The organism is Salimicrobium halophilum, assembly GCF_900100295.1.
GTDB lineage: Bacteria > Bacillota > Bacilli > Bacillales > Halobacillaceae > Salimicrobium > Salimicrobium halophilum.
Genome location: NZ_FNEV01000002.1, coordinates 151,247 through 169,671, shown reverse-complemented (window position 1 = coordinate 169,671; position 18,425 = coordinate 151,247). Strand labels below are relative to the sequence as shown.

Sequence of the window (18,425 nt, the reverse complement as noted above, 5' to 3'; positions counted from 1 at the left end):
TTCTTATATATCCATTATATCTAAATGAAAAGAAAACAAAAAGCAGCGCTTTATGCGCCGCTTCAGATTTCTACCCAGGTATACGTTTTCCCCCAGCTCTCTTTTGCCACCTGTTCAATGTCCCGGACCGTTTCATCATCGACCGCGAACGCGTCTCCCTGCTCATATGGGTTGTAATGGAACGCATACAGCCTGGCTGTGAATTCGTGGAAAGGTAGCGAAGACTCGCCCGGAATCTCTTTGTTCCCGGAAACGGTCGGTTCGATTCCCTGCCCCCAGTCCTGGGCTCCGTCGTTGTTCGGATTGTAAAAGTAGACGCGATACTCGCCGTTCTTATCCTTGGCGATCCGCTGAATAGATACAGCGTGAAGCCCGAGTAAATCGCCCGTCGGCGTCGTTATGAAAATACCGACCGGGTTCGGATAAATCAACTCGTACCCTTCGTTGTAATCAGGATGATGGGTCGAATAGAACAACCGCACGAATCCAGTGTAGTCCGCGACAGATCCAGTCATCGGATCGATAGCACTGCTGAAGCCGTTCGACACCCAGTCCCCGTAAAAAGCGGGGTTCACCCACTTGTGTACGTCTTCCCCGCGGAATTTCACGAGCCGCACCAGTTCCCCGTATATTTTATCCAAATGAGGGACGAGCACAAGCGAGACAGGATCGAGCTCTTCGTGAAGGTCTTCCACCAGCCCTTTCCGCAGTTCTTTGGAATGGATCATCTGTCCTTCAAACATCACATCGACGTCCCCGTCCCGGGCGGCTCTCGGAATTAGTTCCAGCAGATACCCCGGTGCGTGGAGGGACCAAAGGCTGATACCCCTTGCCGTCTGACACGTCGGGTTCATCCCCTGTCCTACACCGAGCGGCTGACCGAGGACACAAATTGTTCCGGCAACGAGAATATCGTTGGCCGTTATCCCTTCGTTGCCATTGATGGAAGACAAAAGTACTTTTCTCACGTCAGGCTGAAGATCAAGTTCGATCAAACGGTTCAACCCTGGAATCACCGGTGCGCTCGAGAGTACGCCGCGCTCGAGCATGCAGGCAAGACCATAAACCGTCTGCTTCAGGGCGGGATGGATCGCCACGTTGATCAACTTGTTTACGATGGAAAAGTGTTCTTCGAGGTTCGCTTTTCCTTTGGCATTCAGTCCAAGCGCCGTTGGAAGAACTTCCGGTTTCTTACGATTCAGGTACCTGATCAGAATCGTATGATGACCGGAGACGAGTCCGGTATCTCTCATACTCTTGGCGAACATCTCAGCCTCTTGTTTCAGATCTTTATTTCCGAGTTTCCTCAAGGTTTCTTTGTACTCTTTGAACCCATGGTCCCTGCTCAATTCCGTCGGATGACTGATGGCTCTCGCATACAATTCAATCGCCTTTTTCTCCTTGGAATCGATACCTGAATCCAGCAACTGCTTCGCGTCTTCGATCATTTTCACTGTACGGTTCACCATAATCGGTCGCTGGGCTACAAGATCATCGATTTCCCTGACAAGTGCGCCGGAAGCCGCCTCTAAAGACAACTCATTCGCAAGGAACTGGAATAGACGCTCCGCCCGCTTCTTCTCTTTTTCATTCCCTTCGATCCGGGCTGCTTCCGTCTCTTCCGGAAACAAAGTATCGATGTTCAGCGCCATCACTTCATGAAGGAAACGCTTCGCTTCTTCCGCAGACATCTCTTCACGCTTATGGTCTCCTTTCGCCAGAGCCAGCATGCGGACATCACTCAGAATTTCAACGATCGGCGTCATCCCGCCTGCACGAAGGGAACCCTGGACCAGGTGAGGAAGCAGTTTCGAAGGCTCCGCCCACGGACCGTTCAAAAATAGTCCCGCTTCCTCGAATCGGTCTGCGTATTTATATAACGTCTGCATGCCGTCCTCTTCATCCATCACTCTTGCTGCCGCCTGCAAGGCGTCCGCCTGGTACATTTCCTTTGCATAAGGGAAAGCCGCCTCCATCATTTCAAGTGCCTCTTCAAACTGCTTTTCCTTACTCTTCTCTGCTTTCGTTCCCATACTCACCCTTCTTTCTGAAATATAAGTAGAAACGTCAGGGATCGCCCCTGACTATTGGAAGAAATCGTGATCGACATAATCCTGGAGTAGCTGCTTCACGGTTTCATCATCTTCCCCGTAAAAGAACACCGTTCCCAAATGGTTTCCATACCCTTCCTGATTGCTGTCGATTTTATTCACCGCCGGTTTGAACAGCGTGTGTTTCTCGAAGTAATCGTGGTCCTCCAGTTCCTGAGGTACATTCACTTTTGAAATGAAATTTTTCTTCGGATAGACAAGAAAGCTTCCGGCGTGCCCGTTCGCTTTCGTTTCATCAGGAAATAGACCTTCCAGCTCTTCTTTCGTTGTGTTCGGATCACAGCACAGCAAATGTGCCTGATAAGGGTCGAACCCGTACGTTTTCTTCATCAGGTCGAAAATATGACCTCCCGGAAGCCGATACGCCACTTCTCCGAAATAGAGCTTCTGATCATCAGCAATGAAGAATTCCGGGTGAATGACGCCGTATTCGATGTTAAAAGCATCCACGACTTTCTGTACTTCCTCACGAATCTGTGGACGAAGCTTCTCCACCCGTTTCGTCGGAGGCACCATCATGGAATACCCGAAGACGATATACTCCGTGACGTTCAGAAACTGGACTTTTCCATTATGAACAAAAGCTTCACAGGAAATCTCGAGTCCAGGCAGGTGACTTTCGACGAGTGATGGAAAATGGGAATCCGACAGTTTTTTATCGATATCCTCTTCACTCATGATCATTCGGTGGCCGGATGCACCTGCTTTGTTGAACGCTTTGACATGCACAGGATCCGCTTCCTTCTGATGCCGTCTGAGCTGAGCCTGGTTGATCCGTTTGAAAAAGCGCCGCACGTCTTCTCTGTTTCCGGCTTCTTCAAACACTCCTACATTGAGACCACCCATATGAGCTCTCCGCTTCATCATCGCTTTGTCACGGAAAAGAATGGCGTGGTCGAACAGTCCCGGCTCTTCGCGGAAGCGGGTGTTCAGCGCACCAGCCCATTCTACCGTTTCTTCGAAAATAGGGACCGCATGATCGACATTCATCTCTCGCAACCGATCATGGAGTTTTGCCGAACGTTCATACACCTCCTCATACGTGGGTTCTTTTCCGAAGTCCCAGGCAATAAAGGGAATCTCGTGTTTCTTTGCGTAAGGTTCAAACTCAGGAAGACTCACGACGATAAAATCACGATTCACTCGCTGCATCGCTTCCATCGAAGGGAGCCCCCACCCGATCAAAGCGATCTTCGTATTTTCCTTTCGTTTGTTATGGTTCACAGACACAGGTCCCGATCGAAGCTTGTACAACTTCTCCCGATCCTTCTGGTCATTCTCTTTAAAGCGAAAATCTTCTTCCGATCTCCTGGCTATTGGCAACGTACGCTCACCCTTTCAACATTATTAACCGCATTACTAAGGGTGACCATTTTGCCGCAAAAATATAAGCGCCCATAAGAAAAACCGGAACCTGTTTTACAGATTCCGGTACCAGATGTTCATATTTTCGAAACTGCCTGCAATGTTGCTGTTTCTCACCATCCTGCCGCCATACTTGAAGCCGAGCCTTGCATTGATGATGTTCATACCAGTAGACAGAGATCTGGAATAAGAGAAGATCGTCTTCACTCTTCTCTCCCTGCAAGCTTCAAGGATCCGCCGCGCCTGGCTGACCAACAAGCCTTTCCCTCGATGTTCCGGCAGCGTAGCACAATCCGTAAGTTCACATGCGTTATAGAGAGGCATCCAATCTCCGGCACACGAACTTACGATTCGCCCTTCGTATTCTCCGACCATAGCGTAGACGCCGCTTTCCATCATCTCTAAGATGAAATCAGGATCATCCATGGGTGTCGGGTAGGAAGCGAACACTTGTTTATATAATTGCGACATCCCGAATCGATCGGCTTTCTGTGCCCGGCGGATATAATATGACTTTCCAGCCTCTCCTTCTTCCTTCGTCGCATAGGAAAAAGCGGTTTGCAGCACTCGTTTTTCTTTTTCGGTTGCACTTCTAATATTCCGTTTCTCATCAAGAAATAGAGCATAAACATAAGCGTCTTCCCCATCGAAAAATCCACCGATTCTTCCTTCATAACTGTAAAAACGTTCCTGCATCAAACGGGTCTCTTCCCCAGTTACGAAAAAAATGATTTTATCACAATCGTTTTCCATACCGATTTGGATAAGGTAATCGACATAGGAATCCAATTCCGTTTCCTTAGGCAGAAGATACGCTTTCATCCTTCTGCTGATCGGTTCCAGGTGCAAGTGTTCCAGACACTTGTCGAATTCTTCCTTGTTATGACCGTGCTCCATCGGCTCCTCTCCCTTTTTTGAAGCTGTTACTTAGTTTATTTTCAGGGAGAGGGAAAAATGAGTAGTTTATCTTGCTGTACGAAGCTTGGAAGAAAATGATTCTCTTATTCAACGAAGAAAATTTGCTAACATTTCATTATACACTGCTGGTTGTTGTTCATGAATCAAGTGAGACCCGAAAGGAATAACACCGACGTGCACGTTGTCATGCATCAGCTGATATTTTGAAGCGGTAATCACTTCATTTTTGTTTTCTTCTCCGGTAATAATAAGGATCGGAGCCTTAATCCCATATAAATCGGTCGTGTAATCAAATGGATACCAATTTTCATCTTCAGCCATATGTATGAACTGTTTCCAATCCGATTTATGTAATTCGCTAAGTTCCGCACTCATTTCCTCGTTATTTAAAAGTTGTTGTTGCATAGCTACATCTTCTTTATGAATTTCTTTCCAGTTCTCCGGTTTATCTGCAGTTATTCCCGACAAAGTAATGCTTATTAAAGAAGATGGATATTTTTTTGCAAAAACGATAGCTACCAGTGCTCCTAATGAACACCCAACCAAATGAAAGCTATGAATTTTTAAGTGATCCATTGTTTTTTTGAGATCCTCTGCTGCATCTTCAAAGAAATTGCTTAAATCATCGTTCACAGAATTACCATGCCCGCGCAAATCCGGAGCGATTGTTTTGAATTCATCTTTCAGCATTTCTTTCTGATGCACGAAGTCTGTTTTCCCTGTCTGCAATCCGCTATGGAGAAAAACAACCGCTTCTCCGTCTCCCTGGACTTCCGTATGTAAAATCATTACTACTCCCCTTTCTGTATACTATTCAATCCTTGTTTCTCTCTCCCCACTTGAACCCCGATTTCCCCATATAGTAAAGGAACACGACGGACGAAAGAACGGACAACACTGCAATAACGAACCCCATTTCTAATCCTCCTCTCAGCGCAATTATTTTTCCAACACGCAATAATTATTCGTTTTTATAACAGGAATCTCTTCGCTATTTGCATACAACTCCAATTCCCTATATATCGTCTCAGGCTCAAAATGAAGAACTCTCCAGTTGAATCCTTTAGTCATTTTTACCACCACCTTCTTCTTCATCCATCCGGCACGTTTGAACTTTATTTTCTTGATATCTTCAGGTGAAACTGTTCTTTGATATACCTTCAAGTTTGCGATAAACACCACGTATGATAAGCGACTGTCTTCGATCTTCATCCGGAAACTTAGCAGTAAGCTCACGAGTAAAAAAGCAGCAGCACATAGGAAAACAATCGTTACATTCAGGTAATTGCTGCGACTGACGCCTGTAACACTCAACAACAGAAAGAAAACAAGGATGCTTCTTGCAGGTTTCGCTGTGAATTCCATTGTTCCACCTTCTTTTCTCATTTCTTTCAAACCTGACTACAGCGCTCTTCAGATTATCCTTCTTTTTTACAGGAAAATGCAGGACCGAATAGTTTCAGCGGATCTGCAGAGAGTATAACTTGAGGAGGTGTTATGTTGTGACACATTTTAGATTATTTGCAACGAAATTTCTGATTACGTTCGGCATTCTTCTAGTCATTTTAGGTATGGGATTTGACGTATCTTTCGGAAACGTATTCCTCATTTCTCTTGTGCTTGCAGGAATCGGATATCTTGGTGATGCCCTGTTGCTTCCGAGTACAAATAACTCGATAGCTACAGGAGGAGACTTCGTCCTTACGTTTGCTGTCGTCTACTTCATGTCGGATGCGTTGACTATCGGTGACGGGGTATTTGCGGCCAGTCTGATCTCCGCTTTGTCACTCACCATTTTTGAGTATTTCTTCCACCAGTCGGTAGCGAGAAGCATCGAGAATGAGAAGAAAGAAATGCGTGAAGTGAACCCTTCCGCTGATCTCAGAACCGAAGCTTCCAAAGAGATTTTCCCTTATGATCAGGAAAATCAGGAAAACGACGAACGTTGATGATAAACCAGGGGCAGCCTCCTTTCCCCTGGTTTTTTACATATCACATGAAAAAGAATAATCCATACCGAGAAAACTTTTCACTACCTCCGGGCTGCCACCCTTGTCATAACACTGATCACTCGCATTCATAATAGCCTGATGATTGAAATACGACTCCGAACCAATGATGATTGCTATCGCAAGAATAAGTACGACCGTTCCGATAGCCATCATTATTTGTTTTCTACTCATACGTTCCTCCTCCCATCAAATCAAGATTCAAAAAGAATCGCCAAAGCGATGAACCATACAAAAGCGGTAATCGCAAAGCTTAGATACGCCCAAAATGATCGCGTATTTTTCAACCTTTCATCCAGCCCGTGTACGAACGTCATTGCACCTAGGACTAGAAACATATACGGAAGTAGCGCGTTGTTATCAGTGATAAGACCTACCCCGGCGATAATAAGTACAATGATCGCGAGAAATAATTTAAGACTGCGCATGACTCAGAACACCCACCTTCTTGAACTTATGTAATTTACTGCCCATATCCATGCGTTTCTCCCTCTTTCAGATCAAGTGGTAGCTCTCCGAATACGACAGTATGTTCATCTTCCCATCGGACCGGTATATCTTCCACCCGCTCCTGGTTATAAATACGTTTTTTGAACCAAAGAGCTCCGTGCAACTCTGCAAGTATGCGGTATCCTCCGGAAGCTCCTGGATTGATTCGATAAACTTCGACCTTATAGTCCCCTTCTGGAGATTCAACACTTTTTATATACTCCCTCGCCCCCATAGAAGAAGCTAAACTGGTCAGCATCAGCGCTGTTATCAGGAGAATAGCTGTCCCGCCTGTCCCTACGAGCGCAAGAAATCTTCCACGACTCCGGTCTCTGAAAATAAGAATGAAAGCTATGACCGTCATGATGAACATTACCCACACCGGAGGCATGAGGAGCCACTTGTTTTCAAGGTTGGCGTAGAGCGAATAGCCCGTCATCATAAGTGAAGCCAGCCAAAGAACCACTCCTATCTTCATGATTTCTGCCGTCTTTCTGCCCGGAACTCTGTCGAAAAGAAGAGTACCGCTATCAAAAATAGGACGGTGGACAGCCACATCACTATGCCATTCCAACCTCCGTCAAGAAATGTGACATTAATAAGTGTCATCGTATGTAAAAGCAGAATGATACTGAACAATACATGATAGGTCTTCATCGTATCCCTCCCTCTTCTAACCGATCATTTCGTCGTCATTCCCTACGTCGACAAGAAACGGTTGAATAATCATGATTACAAGAAAAGCCAGGAACAAAGCCGCAAGGGCTACAGCCGCAGGCAGATCAAACAAAAGGTAAAGCACCATGACGAGAGGAACGGTCATCGGTAATAAACCATTCATCCGCTTTGATTTAAGCGTCCAGTACTGCTTTTCCCCACAATTCGGACAATTCATTCCCAACGAACTTCGGAAGCTTTTTCTGATAGTCTCTTTCCACGTCCATGTATACTTGCAGTTTTCACATTCTGGCATTTCGCTCCCTCCTCCTCTTTGCTTACGTTTCAGAATCATTTACGTTTCGTTTTGCTCCCTTATTTTTCTGCCATGTTTCCTTTTCCATATCACGGGGAATAGCAGAATCTCATAGGAGGTTTTACATTATGGAAAAAAGTACATTAGGAAAAAGCAACGTAGAAGCGACACGTATCGCTCTCGGCACATGGGCCATCGGAGGCTCCGGATGGGGAGGTACGGATGAAGAAGCTTCCATACAGACAGTGAAACAAGCGATCGACAAAGGGGTAACAATGATAGATACAGCGCCTGCTTATGGACAGGGACTGTCTGAAGAGCTTGTAGGAAGAGCGATCCAGACCTCAGAGGTAGACCGCAAAGATCTCGTCCTTGCAACGAAAGCAGGAATCAATTTTAGTGACGATGGTGCATTCCGTGACACGAGACCAGAGCGACTGGAGAAAGAACTGAACGACAGCCTGCATCGTCTTCAGACCGACTACATCGACGTCTACCAGATCCACTGGCCGGACACGGATGAGTCGATCGAAACGACCGCGAAGAAAATGAAAGAATTCTTCGATGAAGGGAAGATCCGAGCGATCGGCGTCAGCAACTTCAGCCCTGAACAAATGGACGAATGGCAGAAATATGCTCCGATCCATACATCCCAGATGCACTTGAACATGCTGCAGCGTTACCTGATCGACTGGTTCGATTATTGTCATAAGCATGATATCGCCACACTCTCCTGGGGTTCTCTTGCTCACGGCATGCTTACCGGGAAATATACGAAAGATGCAACGTTCCCGGACGGGGACCTTCGAAGCAATATCGAATTGTTCCAGGGCGACCGTTTCCCTGCTTTCATCGATGCGGTTGAAGAACTGCAAGAATTCGCGGATAAGCGCGACCTGAACCTGATTCAGCTTGCCGTCCGCTGGCTGATGGATCACGAATCCGGCACAGACTTCGTCCTTTGGGGTGCCCGTAAACCTTCCCAAGTCGAAGGTGTTCAGGGGGCAGATGAAGCGAATCTTTCCGCGGACGACCTGAAAGAAATCGACGACATTCTTTACAAACACGTCGATGACTTGAACAACGGAGACCTAAACGAATACGGTCCTCCCCTACGCTCTGAAAAATAAGACACTGAAAGCGCCCGCATAATACGGGCGCTTTTCCTATGCTGTCTGCTCTTTCCTTTTTACTATCGATGCCAGCCATGCAAACACAACGACCGCTGCAGCATCCAGTAAACGAAAATCCTCATAGACGAAAAGAGAATAGACGACCGATACGGTAAAGACAGCTGAAAGCATGGCCAGCATATAAAATACCAGCTTCAACCTTATCCCTCCTCCGGTATATCTATTTCTATTTTGTCCCGGCCATTTCCTTCCAAATCGACACTCCAGTATTCATATTCTTCCGTTCTTCCTGCGAAGTTCTGATCGACCGTAACGAGCATCCGCTCTCCGTCCGGGAAATATATAGGCTCCGTCGTCATTTCATAGAATTCTGTCACCTGCTTCACGTCCGTGCCGTCCATGTTCATAGACATGACTTCATATTCATACGTTCCATCAGTCGTCCGCGTCACGTCTGAGAAAGCAATCCTGTCCCCTTCCGGAGAAATCGCAGGTGCTCCGTAGGAAGGCCCATCCATCGCCCCGGATTCATAGGACGAGTCAGCGGTTAGAGTTTCGATGTTTTCCGTTTCCATATTAAATATCTGGACCATATCTCCTTTTCCATATGCATAATAGGAAAGAAGAAGGCGCTCTCCTTCAGGAAACACCTCGATAGACGAAAGAGAGGTCAATCCCATGTCGGTGAGCTTCGTCTTCTCATCCGAAGCGAGATCGATTTCATGTACATCGTAATCCCTGGCGAAAAAACCATCCCCTTGCGGCTGTTCATCATACTCCGCTCCTTCCGCTACATACATCGAATCGCCCGATGGTGCGAAGACAGCTTTGGAAATATAAGCATCTGAACTCTGCACAGGATAGTTCTTTCCCCTTTCAAGGTCATACATCATCAGCTGACTATAGGGAATCCCCTCTGTCCGCCATGTCCTTAAATAAGCAATTTTACTTCCATTCGGGGAAAAGGCAGGTTTTTCGAATTCCTTTCCTTCTTTCGCCTGCAGCAGTTGTTTCGCTCCCCCTCCTGAAGCATCCACCGTATAGAGCGACGATACGCCTTTATTATAATGAACAAACGCGAGTTGCTCTCCATCTTCTGACAAAGCCGGAGCCCTGGTGAAGCCGCTTTTTCCCACCGGTTCCTCCGCAAAATAAACCCCTGCTCCGTACAACAGACCGAACAGAACAACCATACCTGTGAGAAAAAGGATGTTTTTCTTTTTTGTTCTCATCATCATTCCTCCTTACCAGACATACATGACTAAAAACGGTCCTCCGACGACTGCCACTAGAAAAACGAGCCCACCGATCATGGCAGAAACAGGACTCTTCCTGATCCATCTCATCTGCCAACGGAAAAAGATCAGCCAGGCGACGATTGCCCCTGTTGGTATTAAGAGAATACGGGAGAACCCCCCGAACACCATGAAGCCGAATATGATGAACAATGCAGCTGCGGCAATCATTACTCCGAACAGAATATTGACGGTGTAGCTGATCTTCATTGCAACCCGCTCCCGTTTCGGAACTTCCGCTACATTTGTTGATAAATAAGAATTGCGCACCATGAAAATAAGAGCGGCGATTATCAGCAGGATGCTAAATGCACTAAATATGACAAAGCCGGTAGTATAAACCACAATCGTTATGTTGAACCCATTCCAGATAGCGGAAAGCATCACAATCACATTCAGAAGCCAGTAATGACGCCCCATCCATGCAATGTTGATGCCGGCAAGAACGACAGCACTTCCGGTAAGAAATTGAATCATCAGCCAGTACAGATATTCCTCTCCACTTGTGAACACAACGAACAGATAGAACAATATCCCATAGAGAATCGTCGCTCCACCGATAATATAGAGTAACTGTCGCTGGAAGGGGTACATGCTATCCTGCATCCCTTTCCCGATTACATCCGGGTCCCCGAAGTCGGACAAAGCTTTCCGCTCCGCCTGTTTATCCGAATCCCCTTGATTTTTATGATAAGTATAGGAATCCTGAAGATGAGATAGCAGTTCTTCACGAATATCCTCGCGCTCCTCTTCAGGACTCTGCATATGATCGAGTATATGTTCGACATGCTTCTCCAGATTCTTCATGACAGGTCCTCCGACGTTTTGATGATAAGGTCGTTCACGCTCTTCCAATCTTCCAGCTTTTTATCAAGTACCTCCCGACCATCCCCCGTGATTCGGTAATACTTCCGCCGGCCACTATCTGTTTCCGACCAGTAGGAGGAAAGCCACTCCTTCTTCTCCAAACGCTTCAACGCAGGATAAAGCGTCCCTTCACTCATGTTGTAAAGCGCTTCACTCTGCTGCTTCAGGTCTCTTACGATTTCGTATCCGTATCGGTCGCGACGACTGATCAGGTTCAACATCAATATGTCGATGCTTCCTTTCATGATTTCACGGTCCATTCATGATCCCTCCTCGTTTTTTAAAATAGAACGCTGTGAATTCCTTCATTGATCAGTTTGATATACCTGGTCCAGTAAACGACGAACATGGCGAGAGCCAACGCTGTCCCAATCCACATCCACCAAAGATAGCGTTTCCGTTTTGGATGTTTGCCCATGAGGTGATCATTCCTCAATGTTATGAACGTTGCTGCAAAGAGAGATACAGCAAGAATCAGCACCCAAATTCCCATGTTGAATGTGTTCATATAGCCACCCAGGCGATTCAATCCTTCCTCTTCTCCGCGCACGTCCGTATTGGTGATGGGCGTGCCTTGCCCGATTCCTTCTTTCAAAACGAATTGCCCTTCCTCCGTCATACCGTAATCAAGATACTGTCCGCCGAAAGCGAATTGATAAATAGCGGCTAGGGAAAGCAAGGTGATAACAAAGGCCGACCCCCATAGTCTCCTCTTCGTTTTAAACATAGCGGACCCTCCCCTCAGGTTTCTGGTAACTTTTGTTACATTGTATAACGATGTACCTCGTATTACAAGGCTATAAACCAAAAAAGCTGATAAGTAATTTGTTCATAGTATAAAACTCCCACTGCAGAGGCTTCTCTGCGGTAGGAGTTCAAATCATTCTCTATTTTTATTCTTAAGCATATATACATCTTTCTCCACGTCATTCACTTTTTTCAACACAAAACCGTATTCGTTCATCCGGGTTTCGTTCGTCTGTTCGAACTGCTTCCCTACACCTTCGAGCCTTGCTTCTACCCCGTCAAACCGCTCATGCATTTCAGATCTCAAAGACTGATGCTCCTCTTTCAGAGATACCATGCTGGTCTGTAAGGAGTATGTCCTTTCACTCAAGGAAGAAATATCTTTCTGCATTGCGTGGTTATCCCCCCGCAATGATTCGAATCCTTCCTGCAACGAGCGATTATCCTCCCGCAATGATTCGAACCCTTCGTGCAACGTACGGTTGTCCTCCCGCAATGATTCGAATCCTTCCTGCAACGTACGGTTGTCCTCCCGCAATGATTCGAACCCTTCGTGCAACGTACGGTTGTCCGCCCGCAGTGATTCGAACCCTTCCTGCAACGTGCGGTTGTCCTCCCGCAATGATTCGAACCCTTCGTGCAACGTACGGTTGTCCTCCCGCAGTGATTCGAACCCTTCCTGCAACGTGCGGTTGTCCTCCCGCAATGATTCGAACCCTTCGTGCAACGTACGGTTGTCCTCCCGCAGTGATTCGAACCCTTCCTGCAACGTGCGACTATCTTCTTTCAATGATGCGATGTCGCTTCTGAATAATTGATTGTCTTCCTTCAATGAATGAACGTCTTCTTTCAGCTCTTCAAAGTCGGTACTCATCTTCTTTAGATAATTCAAAATCTGCTCTTCCATCTTCTTCTCCCCTTTACCTGAAAATCATTCTGCACCAAAGACATAAACGAATATAGCTCTTCTTCATCTGCATGGCACTGAAGCCTGTGCCTGCGACCTGATGTGCAGAACATGGGGGACAGGTCGAGGTTAACACTTTCATTATACCATATCCATTTTGCTCTAAAAGAAAAAGACACCTTTCCTGCAGGTGTCTAAATCGTTGCATTATGCTTTTCTTGAAATTCATATACTCAGGAACATACTAAAGCTTACGCTTATACCGTAGCGACACATATTCCTCTCCACCTTCGTTCGAATAGGCTGCCTGTTCTCCTACGCATTCAAATCCGCGAGCTTCGTAGAAAGGAATCCCTTTGTCATTCCCTTTCTGGACAGAGACCCACTGTTCTGAGGAGCCCTTTCCTTTCTGCACGCCCGTCAGTTCCTCCATTAACTTCGAACCAATACCTTCCCCGCGTCTGGACGGATCAAGATAAAGGACGTACACTTCACTCGTCGCCTCTCCCGTCATACCGCCTCCGATTGCGCCGACCACTTTATCATTTTCTACAGCGACGAAGTAACCATCCCACCCTTTTTGCTCAACCAGTTCCTCACTGATCCGTTCGTGGTTGTAAAAGGTTTGATTGTTCCGTTCAATATTCTCCCGACTACGAAGCCCCTCATATGTATCCAGACATCCTTCCCGGCACACGTTTGAAATACCCTCGACGTGCTTAGTTTCCGCTCGCTTTACAAACATCATCGATTCTCCTTTCGTATCGGCATTTTCCTCTCCATGACTGCCCAAATGATTGTGAACACAGTAGCGAAGATCAGAGCCTCCACTACTTCCGTCTCTTCTCTGAAAAGAACGAAATTGACGGTCAAATATAACGGAAACGTCAGTACAAACAAAAATAGATAGCGTCTCCAGGCTTTCTGTAACATCGTAATCCTCCTTTATCCCTACTTGGTTGTATGGTATCATCTTTCTATTCATTATTGTGGTTACATGTAAAATATTAACTAGCTTTTCCAAACCAGGAGGGAGAATGATGCTATGGGTCAGGGGAAAATCCTTAAAAATCTGCGCCAGAAAAATAAGATGAGTCAGGAAGAGATTGCGAAATCGATCGTTTCCACTTCCTATCTATCAAGGATCGAGAACGGCAAAATCGATGCTAATGAAGAAACAATGGCCTTATTGTTCGAACGGGTCGGCGTCGACTATTTCAACCAGCAGAGTGAAGACTCGACGATCCAAAAGCTCCTTAGGGAGTGGGAGGCCCCTCTTCTGGACAACGACAAAAACTGTACCCGAAAAACATTCGAAGCGTTGGAACCGCTTTTATCAGAGATGACTCCTCTTCCTCTGCAGCTGGAATTCCACGTTAAAAGAATCCGCTATTTCCTGATCCATCCCGATTCGGAGAAAGCAAGAGAATCCGTCGACTTTTCCGAGGAATTCGCTGAACAACTGGATAGTCGTCTTCGATTTCTGTTCCATAAACATATAGGCAATTATTATTGGATGATGACTTCGGACCTCGGATCTTCCGAGTATCATTTCGATAAAGCAATGCTGGAATATTCCGGAGTCCATTTCCATGAACTCGAAAAAGCGGACCTTCATTTTCTATATTCCCTTGTCCTTTATTCGCAGAAAAAAGAGTCCTTGTGCTTCTACAATGCGGAAGAAGCATTGAGAATTTTCCAGTCCCATTACCGTCCGAAGCAATGTATGAAAGTTCATATCCAACTCGGAATCTGTCACAGTCGTGTCGGTGATTTCCCTACCTGCCGCTCCCACTATGAGAAAGCGAGAGGACTTGCAGAATTCTTGGAAGATAGCAAGCATCTCGGAATCATCGAGCATAACTTTGCGAATATGTACGTCCGCATGCAGGACTATGAAAGAGCTATCGGTCACCTTAAGGAAGCGTTGAAGCAGAAAGAGGAGAAGACCGAAAGCTTTGCCCATTCTTTCGTGCTATTGCTTGAAGTTCACTATGAGAAGAATGAATATGCCACTTGCAGAGAGCTTTTGAGCGAGTACGACACTTTGATGGAAGACCTTCCGGATCGACTTACACCCGTGCAGGAAATGAAGTTCTTCCACCATTTCCTCATCTTTCCTAAAGAAGAATGGGAGCCTTTTATGGAAAAGACGTTTTTTCCGCAGCTGGAAGAGAACAGAGATTCACGAAAAGTCATGAAATACGCAAAAATTCTCGCCGACTATTATGAAACGAAAGGCTTTTACAAGAAGGCTTCCCACTATTACAGACTCGCGCTCAGGAACAGTGAACACGTTATCGGATACAGGTAACGATATGTCGAATTTTGTTCATTATAGTAGGCGGAACACCTATTTCATGAGATAATATATTCATGATTTTTACAGGAAAAGGAGCATGGATTCTTATGAAGAAATTGTTACTCGCTGCAGGAATTCTTCTTGTTTTGCTCACTCCGATCCTATGGTGGCACTGGCAATCGAGCGAGGTCCTTCATACGCTCATAGTCGACAAGACTGTCCCGGACGACACTTACCGGGAACACAAAGGATTGATGTGGATCATGAATCATGAAAAATATGTAGATAGTGATGGAGATTCGTATACCCTCGATGAAGACTATAGAGGTTACGATCCGGACACGGATGAGATGACTTCTCTCCCGGACGACCTCTCTTCTTTCGAATTCTTTTATGTGGCTGACACATATGGCATCGACACAGAAGAAGCCTCCCCCACGGCAAACGGAGGCCTGTCTTTGCAGGAAGCAGAGCGGATCACCGGGGCGCTTTCTGAAAACCCGAGACCTTTCGTTGCTGAATTCAATTCGTTTTCGAGCCCCACTAAGGAAGAAGCTAGAACACTTATGACTGATATGTTGGATATTCAGGTTACCGGTTGGAGAGGTAGGTACTTCTCTTCTCTTGCTAATACTTCAGATACAGAAATACCGGAATGGGCTGTGCAAAGCTACGAACAGCAGACCTCTGAAGACTGGGGTTTCGAAGGAGCGGGATACCTTTTCGTTCATGAAGACGGAAGGATCAACGTGCTCGAAGCTGACTCGGATCTTTCTGAGGAGAGCCTTACATTGACTTTCAGTGAAGCAGGCAAATCCCTTTTCGGGCTTGAAGATTCCCCTCCCTACCCTTACTGGTTCGATGTCATCGAGGCCAATCGCGAAGATTCTGTTCTGGCTTCTTATGAATTTCAAGTAACAGAGGAAGGAGAGGCGAAATTACAGGAAGCCGGCATCCCTGCTTCGTTCCCTGCCATCACAAGATCGGAAAGAGATGGTGCTCCCTTCTATTATTTCGCAGGAGACTATGCTGATATGGATGATCTTCCGGGCTTCAAAAGAATCCAAGGACTCCCTTCATTGATGAAGTGGGTTTCTTTCGGGGATGACAGTGACCCCTCTCCTTTCTACTGGAAAACATACGTACCGATGATGCAGAAGATTCTTGAAGAAGCACGTACATTTTCCCCTGAACAAGCGGCCAGCACAACGAATGAGCCTAAAGAAAGTCCTGCACGGGTGAAGTCCAATGAATTCGAAATTTATAAAGACGGGGAATGGACGACGGAAGTCATCAAAGGGGTGAATATGGGGATGGCTAAGCCGGGCGCCTTCCCGGGTGAAGCTGCCATTACCGAACAGGAATATGCGCGCTGGTTCCGACAGATCAGTGACATGAATGCCAATGCTCTCCGCGTATATACACGACATCCCCCGGCGTTCTATAAAGCGTTGAAACGCCACAATGACGAGGCGGAAGAACCCCTTTATGTGCTTCACGGCGTATGGGCGGAAGAAGAACCACTCGAGGAGACGCTCGACAGTTTCAACGAAGAAAGTACGACCAAGTTCCGGGAAGAGATCAAGAATCTTATCGACGTCATCCATGGCAATGCTGATATCCCAGAACAACCAGGACACGCCAGTGGCACCTATACTGCAGACATTTCCGACTATGTAGCTGGATGGATCATCGGTGTCGAGTGGTACCCGGAAATGGTCCAGGGTACAAATGAAAAACACCAGGAAATCGGGGACTACGACGGCCAATATCTCTTCACAGAGGGTGCGTCCCCTTTCGAACATTGGCTCACTTCCATGATGGACTTCACCATTGAGTACGAAAAAGGCACGTACCATGTCGAAAGACCGATCAGCTTCACGAACTGGGTGACGACCGATTTACTCGATCACCCGTCCGAACCTCTGCCTCAGGAAGACCTGGCAAGTGTGAATCCGAACGTCGTACAGACGAAAGAAACGTTCACCAGTGGGATGTTCGCATCCTATCACGTCTATCCGTATTATCCGGATTTCCTGAACTATGACGAAGAATACCTCGCTTATACGGATCATCGTGGAGAGAAGAACAGTTATGCCGGATATCTCAACGACCTGATTTCCCAACACGAGATGCCGGTGCTCATCGCTGAGTTCGGCGTACCCGGCTCCCGGGGAAAAACTCATGAGAATCCTTTCGGGCTCGACCAGGGTCACCATTCTGAGAAAGAACAGGGAGAGATAAACAAGCGCCTCTTCGAAGACATCATTGCGGAAGGAGCGATGGGAGGCTTAGTCTTCACATGGCAGGATGAGTGGTTCAAACGTACGTGGAATACGATGGACCTGGACGATCCGGATCGACGCCCGTTCTGGTCCAACGCTCAGACGAATGAGCAACAGTTCGGTTTGTTGGCTTTCGATCGTCTGAAGCGGACGATCGACGGAAAAGGAGAATCATGGGAGGACAAGGAACTCGAACGAAAAGAATCAGGGCCTTTGCGCTCTTTGGCAGCTGATCATGACGAAAGATATCTCTATCTTCGTTTAGAAACGGCTAAGTCCTTCTCCTTCGAAGAACAATCTCTCACCATCGCTTTCGATACCATCAAAGGTCAGGGCATCACCGATGTCTCCGGGGTCCCCTTCCAGGAAGGTATAGACTTCCGGCTTGATATCAATAGCAAGGACGATGCCTCTCTGAAAGTGGACAGTTATTACGATCCTTTCTATTATCAATACGGGTACGTTCTGAATAGTATCGAGAAGAAAGCCTATGCCGAGAACAAGGATAACGGAACGTTCCACCCTGTCAGACTCGCTTTGAACAAAGAGCTCACATTGCCGGAATCCGGAGAGGTGATTCCCTTCACTTCCTATGAAACAGGCGAACTTACACACGGGGATGCAGATCCGGAATCCAAAGACTATAACTCTCTGACAGATTTCTCTACCGGAGAAGGGATCATCGAGATCAGAATCCCGTGGCTGCTGTTGAACGTCAAAGACCCCAGCACCAAACAGCAAATGACTGACCTGTATGCCGGAGGTCTTGAAGCATCCGAAGAGTTCGAATCCTTCCGCTTCGCTGCTTATACACAAGAGAAGGAAAACGGTATTTCAGACATATTACCTGCTCAGCCCGAGGATGTTGTAGATACGTTTATGAATTACTCCTGGGAGAAGTGGGACATCCCGGAATTCGAAGAACGATTGAAAAAATCCTATGACATTATGAAGGAAACGTTCAACAATCACTGAATCGTCATCTCTGATGCCCGAAGGACAGACTAGCCTCCTTCGGGTATTT

Annotated in this window: 22 protein-coding genes; 4 read left to right on the top strand and 18 right to left on the bottom strand. The window is 46.6% G+C overall.

What is annotated here, in order from left to right; all coding sequences use genetic code 11:
* Positions 1-62: 62 nt before the first annotated feature.
* The 5 genes from BLQ44_RS04135 to BLQ44_RS04115 form a co-directional block, all read right to left on the bottom strand.
* The gene (locus tag BLQ44_RS04135) at positions 63-2,033 is read right to left on the bottom strand and encodes a hypothetical protein (protein WP_093192385.1); all 1,971 of its coding nucleotides are present in this window, start codon (positions 2,031-2,033) and stop codon (positions 63-65) included.
* A gap of 51 nt (positions 2,034-2,084) precedes the next feature.
* Positions 2,085-3,434: an ATP-grasp domain-containing protein gene (locus tag BLQ44_RS04130; protein WP_245688091.1), complete on the bottom strand. Its 1,350-nt coding sequence runs from the start codon at positions 3,432-3,434 to the stop codon at positions 2,085-2,087.
* A gap of 96 nt (positions 3,435-3,530) precedes the next feature.
* The gene (gene ablB, locus BLQ44_RS04125) at positions 3,531-4,373 is read right to left on the bottom strand and encodes a putative beta-lysine N-acetyltransferase (RefSeq protein ID WP_093192383.1); all 843 of its coding nucleotides are present in this window, start codon (positions 4,371-4,373) and stop codon (positions 3,531-3,533) included.
* 108 nt (positions 4,374-4,481) lie between these two features.
* Entirely contained in the window at positions 4,482-5,183 is a 702-nt protein-coding gene (locus BLQ44_RS04120; RefSeq protein ID WP_093192381.1) for an alpha/beta fold hydrolase, read from the bottom strand.
* A 150-nt stretch (positions 5,184-5,333) separates the two neighbouring features.
* Complete coding sequence (locus BLQ44_RS04115) at positions 5,334-5,759, bottom strand: hypothetical protein (RefSeq protein WP_093192379.1); 426 nt, start codon at positions 5,757-5,759, stop codon at positions 5,334-5,336.
* A 137-nt stretch (positions 5,760-5,896) separates the two neighbouring features.
* On the opposite strand from BLQ44_RS04115, the gene BLQ44_RS04110 reads away from it, so the two are divergent.
* Entirely contained in the window at positions 5,897-6,343 is a 447-nt protein-coding gene (locus tag BLQ44_RS04110) for a YndM family protein (RefSeq protein ID WP_093192377.1), read from the top strand.
* Between the two features lie 36 nt (positions 6,344-6,379).
* Here the strand turns inward: BLQ44_RS04110 and BLQ44_RS04105 are convergent, their stop codons facing one another.
* From BLQ44_RS04105 to BLQ44_RS04085, 5 genes are read right to left on the bottom strand one after another with little or no spacing between them, the layout of a single operon-like run.
* Positions 6,380-6,577 carry a hypothetical protein gene (locus BLQ44_RS04105; RefSeq protein ID WP_093192375.1) on the bottom strand — a complete coding sequence of 66 codons (198 nt, stop codon included), beginning with the start codon at positions 6,575-6,577 and terminating at the stop codon, positions 6,380-6,382.
* A 20-nt stretch (positions 6,578-6,597) separates the two neighbouring features.
* Positions 6,598-6,831, bottom strand: coding sequence for a DUF3953 domain-containing protein (locus BLQ44_RS04100; protein ID WP_093192373.1), 234 nt, complete (start codon positions 6,829-6,831; stop codon positions 6,598-6,600).
* 35 nt (positions 6,832-6,866) lie between these two features.
* Positions 6,867-7,370, bottom strand: a complete 504-nt coding sequence (locus BLQ44_RS04095) for a DUF5412 family protein (protein WP_093192371.1) — start codon at positions 7,368-7,370, stop codon at positions 6,867-6,869.
* A complete protein-coding gene (locus BLQ44_RS04090) occupies positions 7,367-7,549 on the bottom strand; it encodes a hypothetical protein (protein WP_093192369.1) in 183 nt (60 codons plus the stop codon). Before BLQ44_RS04090 ends, BLQ44_RS04095 begins: the two co-directional genes overlap by 4 nt.
* A 16-nt stretch (positions 7,550-7,565) precedes the next feature.
* Positions 7,566-7,865: a TIGR04104 family putative zinc finger protein gene (locus tag BLQ44_RS04085; RefSeq protein ID WP_176757423.1), complete on the bottom strand. Its 300-nt coding sequence runs from the start codon at positions 7,863-7,865 to the stop codon at positions 7,566-7,568.
* Between the two features lie 128 nt (positions 7,866-7,993).
* On the opposite strand from BLQ44_RS04085, the gene BLQ44_RS04080 reads away from it, so the two are divergent.
* Entirely contained in the window at positions 7,994-8,995 is a 1,002-nt protein-coding gene (locus tag BLQ44_RS04080) for an aldo/keto reductase (protein WP_176757422.1), read from the top strand.
* Positions 8,996-9,031: 36 nt separating this feature from the next.
* Here BLQ44_RS04080 and BLQ44_RS16470 read toward each other — a convergent pair whose 3' ends face one another.
* The 8 genes from BLQ44_RS16470 to BLQ44_RS04045 form a co-directional block, all read right to left on the bottom strand.
* Complete coding sequence (locus tag BLQ44_RS16470) at positions 9,032-9,196, bottom strand: hypothetical protein (protein ID WP_176757421.1); 165 nt, start codon at positions 9,194-9,196, stop codon at positions 9,032-9,034.
* Positions 9,197-9,198: 2 nt separating this feature from the next.
* A complete protein-coding gene (locus BLQ44_RS04075; protein ID WP_093192365.1) occupies positions 9,199-10,230 on the bottom strand; it encodes a TolB family protein in 1,032 nt (343 codons plus the stop codon).
* Between the two features lie 12 nt (positions 10,231-10,242).
* On the bottom strand, positions 10,243-11,100 hold the full coding sequence (locus BLQ44_RS04070; RefSeq protein ID WP_093192363.1) for a permease prefix domain 1-containing protein: 858 nt from the start codon (positions 11,098-11,100) through the stop codon (positions 10,243-10,245).
* Positions 11,097-11,420, bottom strand: a complete 324-nt coding sequence (locus BLQ44_RS04065; RefSeq protein WP_093192361.1) for a PadR family transcriptional regulator — start codon at positions 11,418-11,420, stop codon at positions 11,097-11,099. The genes BLQ44_RS04070 and BLQ44_RS04065 overlap by 4 nt, the downstream gene beginning before the upstream one ends.
* Before the next feature lie 20 nt (positions 11,421-11,440).
* Positions 11,441-11,887, bottom strand: coding sequence for a hypothetical protein (locus BLQ44_RS04060; protein WP_093192359.1), 447 nt, complete (start codon positions 11,885-11,887; stop codon positions 11,441-11,443).
* 153 nt (positions 11,888-12,040) lie between these two features.
* Positions 12,041-12,814: a hypothetical protein gene (locus BLQ44_RS16695; RefSeq protein WP_245688090.1), complete on the bottom strand. Its 774-nt coding sequence runs from the start codon at positions 12,812-12,814 to the stop codon at positions 12,041-12,043.
* 244 nt (positions 12,815-13,058) lie between these two features.
* Positions 13,059-13,559 carry a GNAT family N-acetyltransferase gene (locus tag BLQ44_RS04050; protein ID WP_245688089.1) on the bottom strand — a complete coding sequence of 167 codons (501 nt, stop codon included), beginning with the start codon at positions 13,557-13,559 and terminating at the stop codon, positions 13,059-13,061.
* Positions 13,559-13,747: a hypothetical protein gene (locus tag BLQ44_RS04045; RefSeq protein WP_093192355.1), complete on the bottom strand. Its 189-nt coding sequence runs from the start codon at positions 13,745-13,747 to the stop codon at positions 13,559-13,561. The genes BLQ44_RS04050 and BLQ44_RS04045 overlap by 1 nt, the downstream gene beginning before the upstream one ends.
* A 112-nt stretch (positions 13,748-13,859) precedes the next feature.
* Between BLQ44_RS04045 and BLQ44_RS04040 the strand changes: the two genes are divergently transcribed.
* Both BLQ44_RS04040 and BLQ44_RS04035 read left to right on the top strand, forming a co-directional pair.
* Entirely contained in the window at positions 13,860-15,128 is a 1,269-nt protein-coding gene (locus tag BLQ44_RS04040) for a helix-turn-helix transcriptional regulator (protein WP_093192353.1), read from the top strand.
* 95 nt (positions 15,129-15,223) lie between these two features.
* Positions 15,224-18,376 carry a hypothetical protein gene (locus BLQ44_RS04035; protein WP_093192912.1) on the top strand — a complete coding sequence of 1,051 codons (3,153 nt, stop codon included), beginning with the start codon at positions 15,224-15,226 and terminating at the stop codon, positions 18,374-18,376.
* The last annotated feature ends 49 nt before the right edge of the window (positions 18,377-18,425 follow it).

Excerpts from the sequence above, each read along its gene's own strand:
- BLQ44_RS04080 (WP_176757422.1), top strand. The coding sequence starts at position 7,994 with ATGGAAAAAAGTACATTAGGAAAAAGCAACGTAGAAGCGACACGTATC.
- ablB (WP_093192383.1), bottom strand. The coding sequence starts at position 4,373 with ATGGAGCACGGTCATAACAAGGAAGAATTCGACAAGTGTCTGGAACAC.
- BLQ44_RS04115 (WP_093192379.1), bottom strand. The coding sequence starts at position 5,759 with ATGGAATTCACAGCGAAACCTGCAAGAAGCATCCTTGTTTTCTTTCTG.
- BLQ44_RS04085 (WP_176757423.1), bottom strand. The coding sequence starts at position 7,865 with ATGCCAGAATGTGAAAACTGCAAGTATACATGGACGTGGAAAGAGACT.
- BLQ44_RS04035 (WP_093192912.1), top strand. The coding sequence starts at position 15,224 with ATGAAGAAATTGTTACTCGCTGCAGGAATTCTTCTTGTTTTGCTCACT.
- BLQ44_RS16695 (WP_245688090.1), bottom strand. The coding sequence starts at position 12,814 with ATGGAAGAGCAGATTTTGAATTATCTAAAGAAGATGAGTACCGACTTT.
- BLQ44_RS04135 (WP_093192385.1), bottom strand. The coding sequence starts at position 2,033 with ATGGGAACGAAAGCAGAGAAGAGTAAGGAAAAGCAGTTTGAAGAGGCA.
- BLQ44_RS04120 (WP_093192381.1), bottom strand. The coding sequence starts at position 5,183 with ATGATTTTACATACGGAAGTCCAGGGAGACGGAGAAGCGGTTGTTTTT.
- BLQ44_RS04065 (WP_093192361.1), bottom strand. The coding sequence starts at position 11,420 with ATGGACCGTGAAATCATGAAAGGAAGCATCGACATATTGATGTTGAAC.
- BLQ44_RS04100 (WP_093192373.1), bottom strand. The coding sequence starts at position 6,831 with ATGCGCAGTCTTAAATTATTTCTCGCGATCATTGTACTTATTATCGCC.
- BLQ44_RS04095 (WP_093192371.1), bottom strand. The coding sequence starts at position 7,370 with ATGAAGATAGGAGTGGTTCTTTGGCTGGCTTCACTTATGATGACGGGC.
- BLQ44_RS04060 (WP_093192359.1), bottom strand. The coding sequence starts at position 11,887 with ATGTTTAAAACGAAGAGGAGACTATGGGGGTCGGCCTTTGTTATCACC.
- BLQ44_RS04105 (WP_093192375.1), bottom strand. The coding sequence starts at position 6,577 with ATGAGTAGAAAACAAATAATGATGGCTATCGGAACGGTCGTACTTATT.
- BLQ44_RS04090 (WP_093192369.1), bottom strand. The coding sequence starts at position 7,549 with ATGAAGACCTATCATGTATTGTTCAGTATCATTCTGCTTTTACATACG.
- BLQ44_RS04075 (WP_093192365.1), bottom strand. The coding sequence starts at position 10,230 with ATGAGAACAAAAAAGAAAAACATCCTTTTTCTCACAGGTATGGTTGTT.
- BLQ44_RS04050 (WP_245688089.1), bottom strand. The coding sequence starts at position 13,559 with ATGTTTGTAAAGCGAGCGGAAACTAAGCACGTCGAGGGTATTTCAAAC.
- BLQ44_RS04045 (WP_093192355.1), bottom strand. The coding sequence starts at position 13,747 with ATGTTACAGAAAGCCTGGAGACGCTATCTATTTTTGTTTGTACTGACG.
- BLQ44_RS04070 (WP_093192363.1), bottom strand. The coding sequence starts at position 11,100 with ATGAAGAATCTGGAGAAGCATGTCGAACATATACTCGATCATATGCAG.
- BLQ44_RS04040 (WP_093192353.1), top strand. The coding sequence starts at position 13,860 with ATGGGTCAGGGGAAAATCCTTAAAAATCTGCGCCAGAAAAATAAGATG.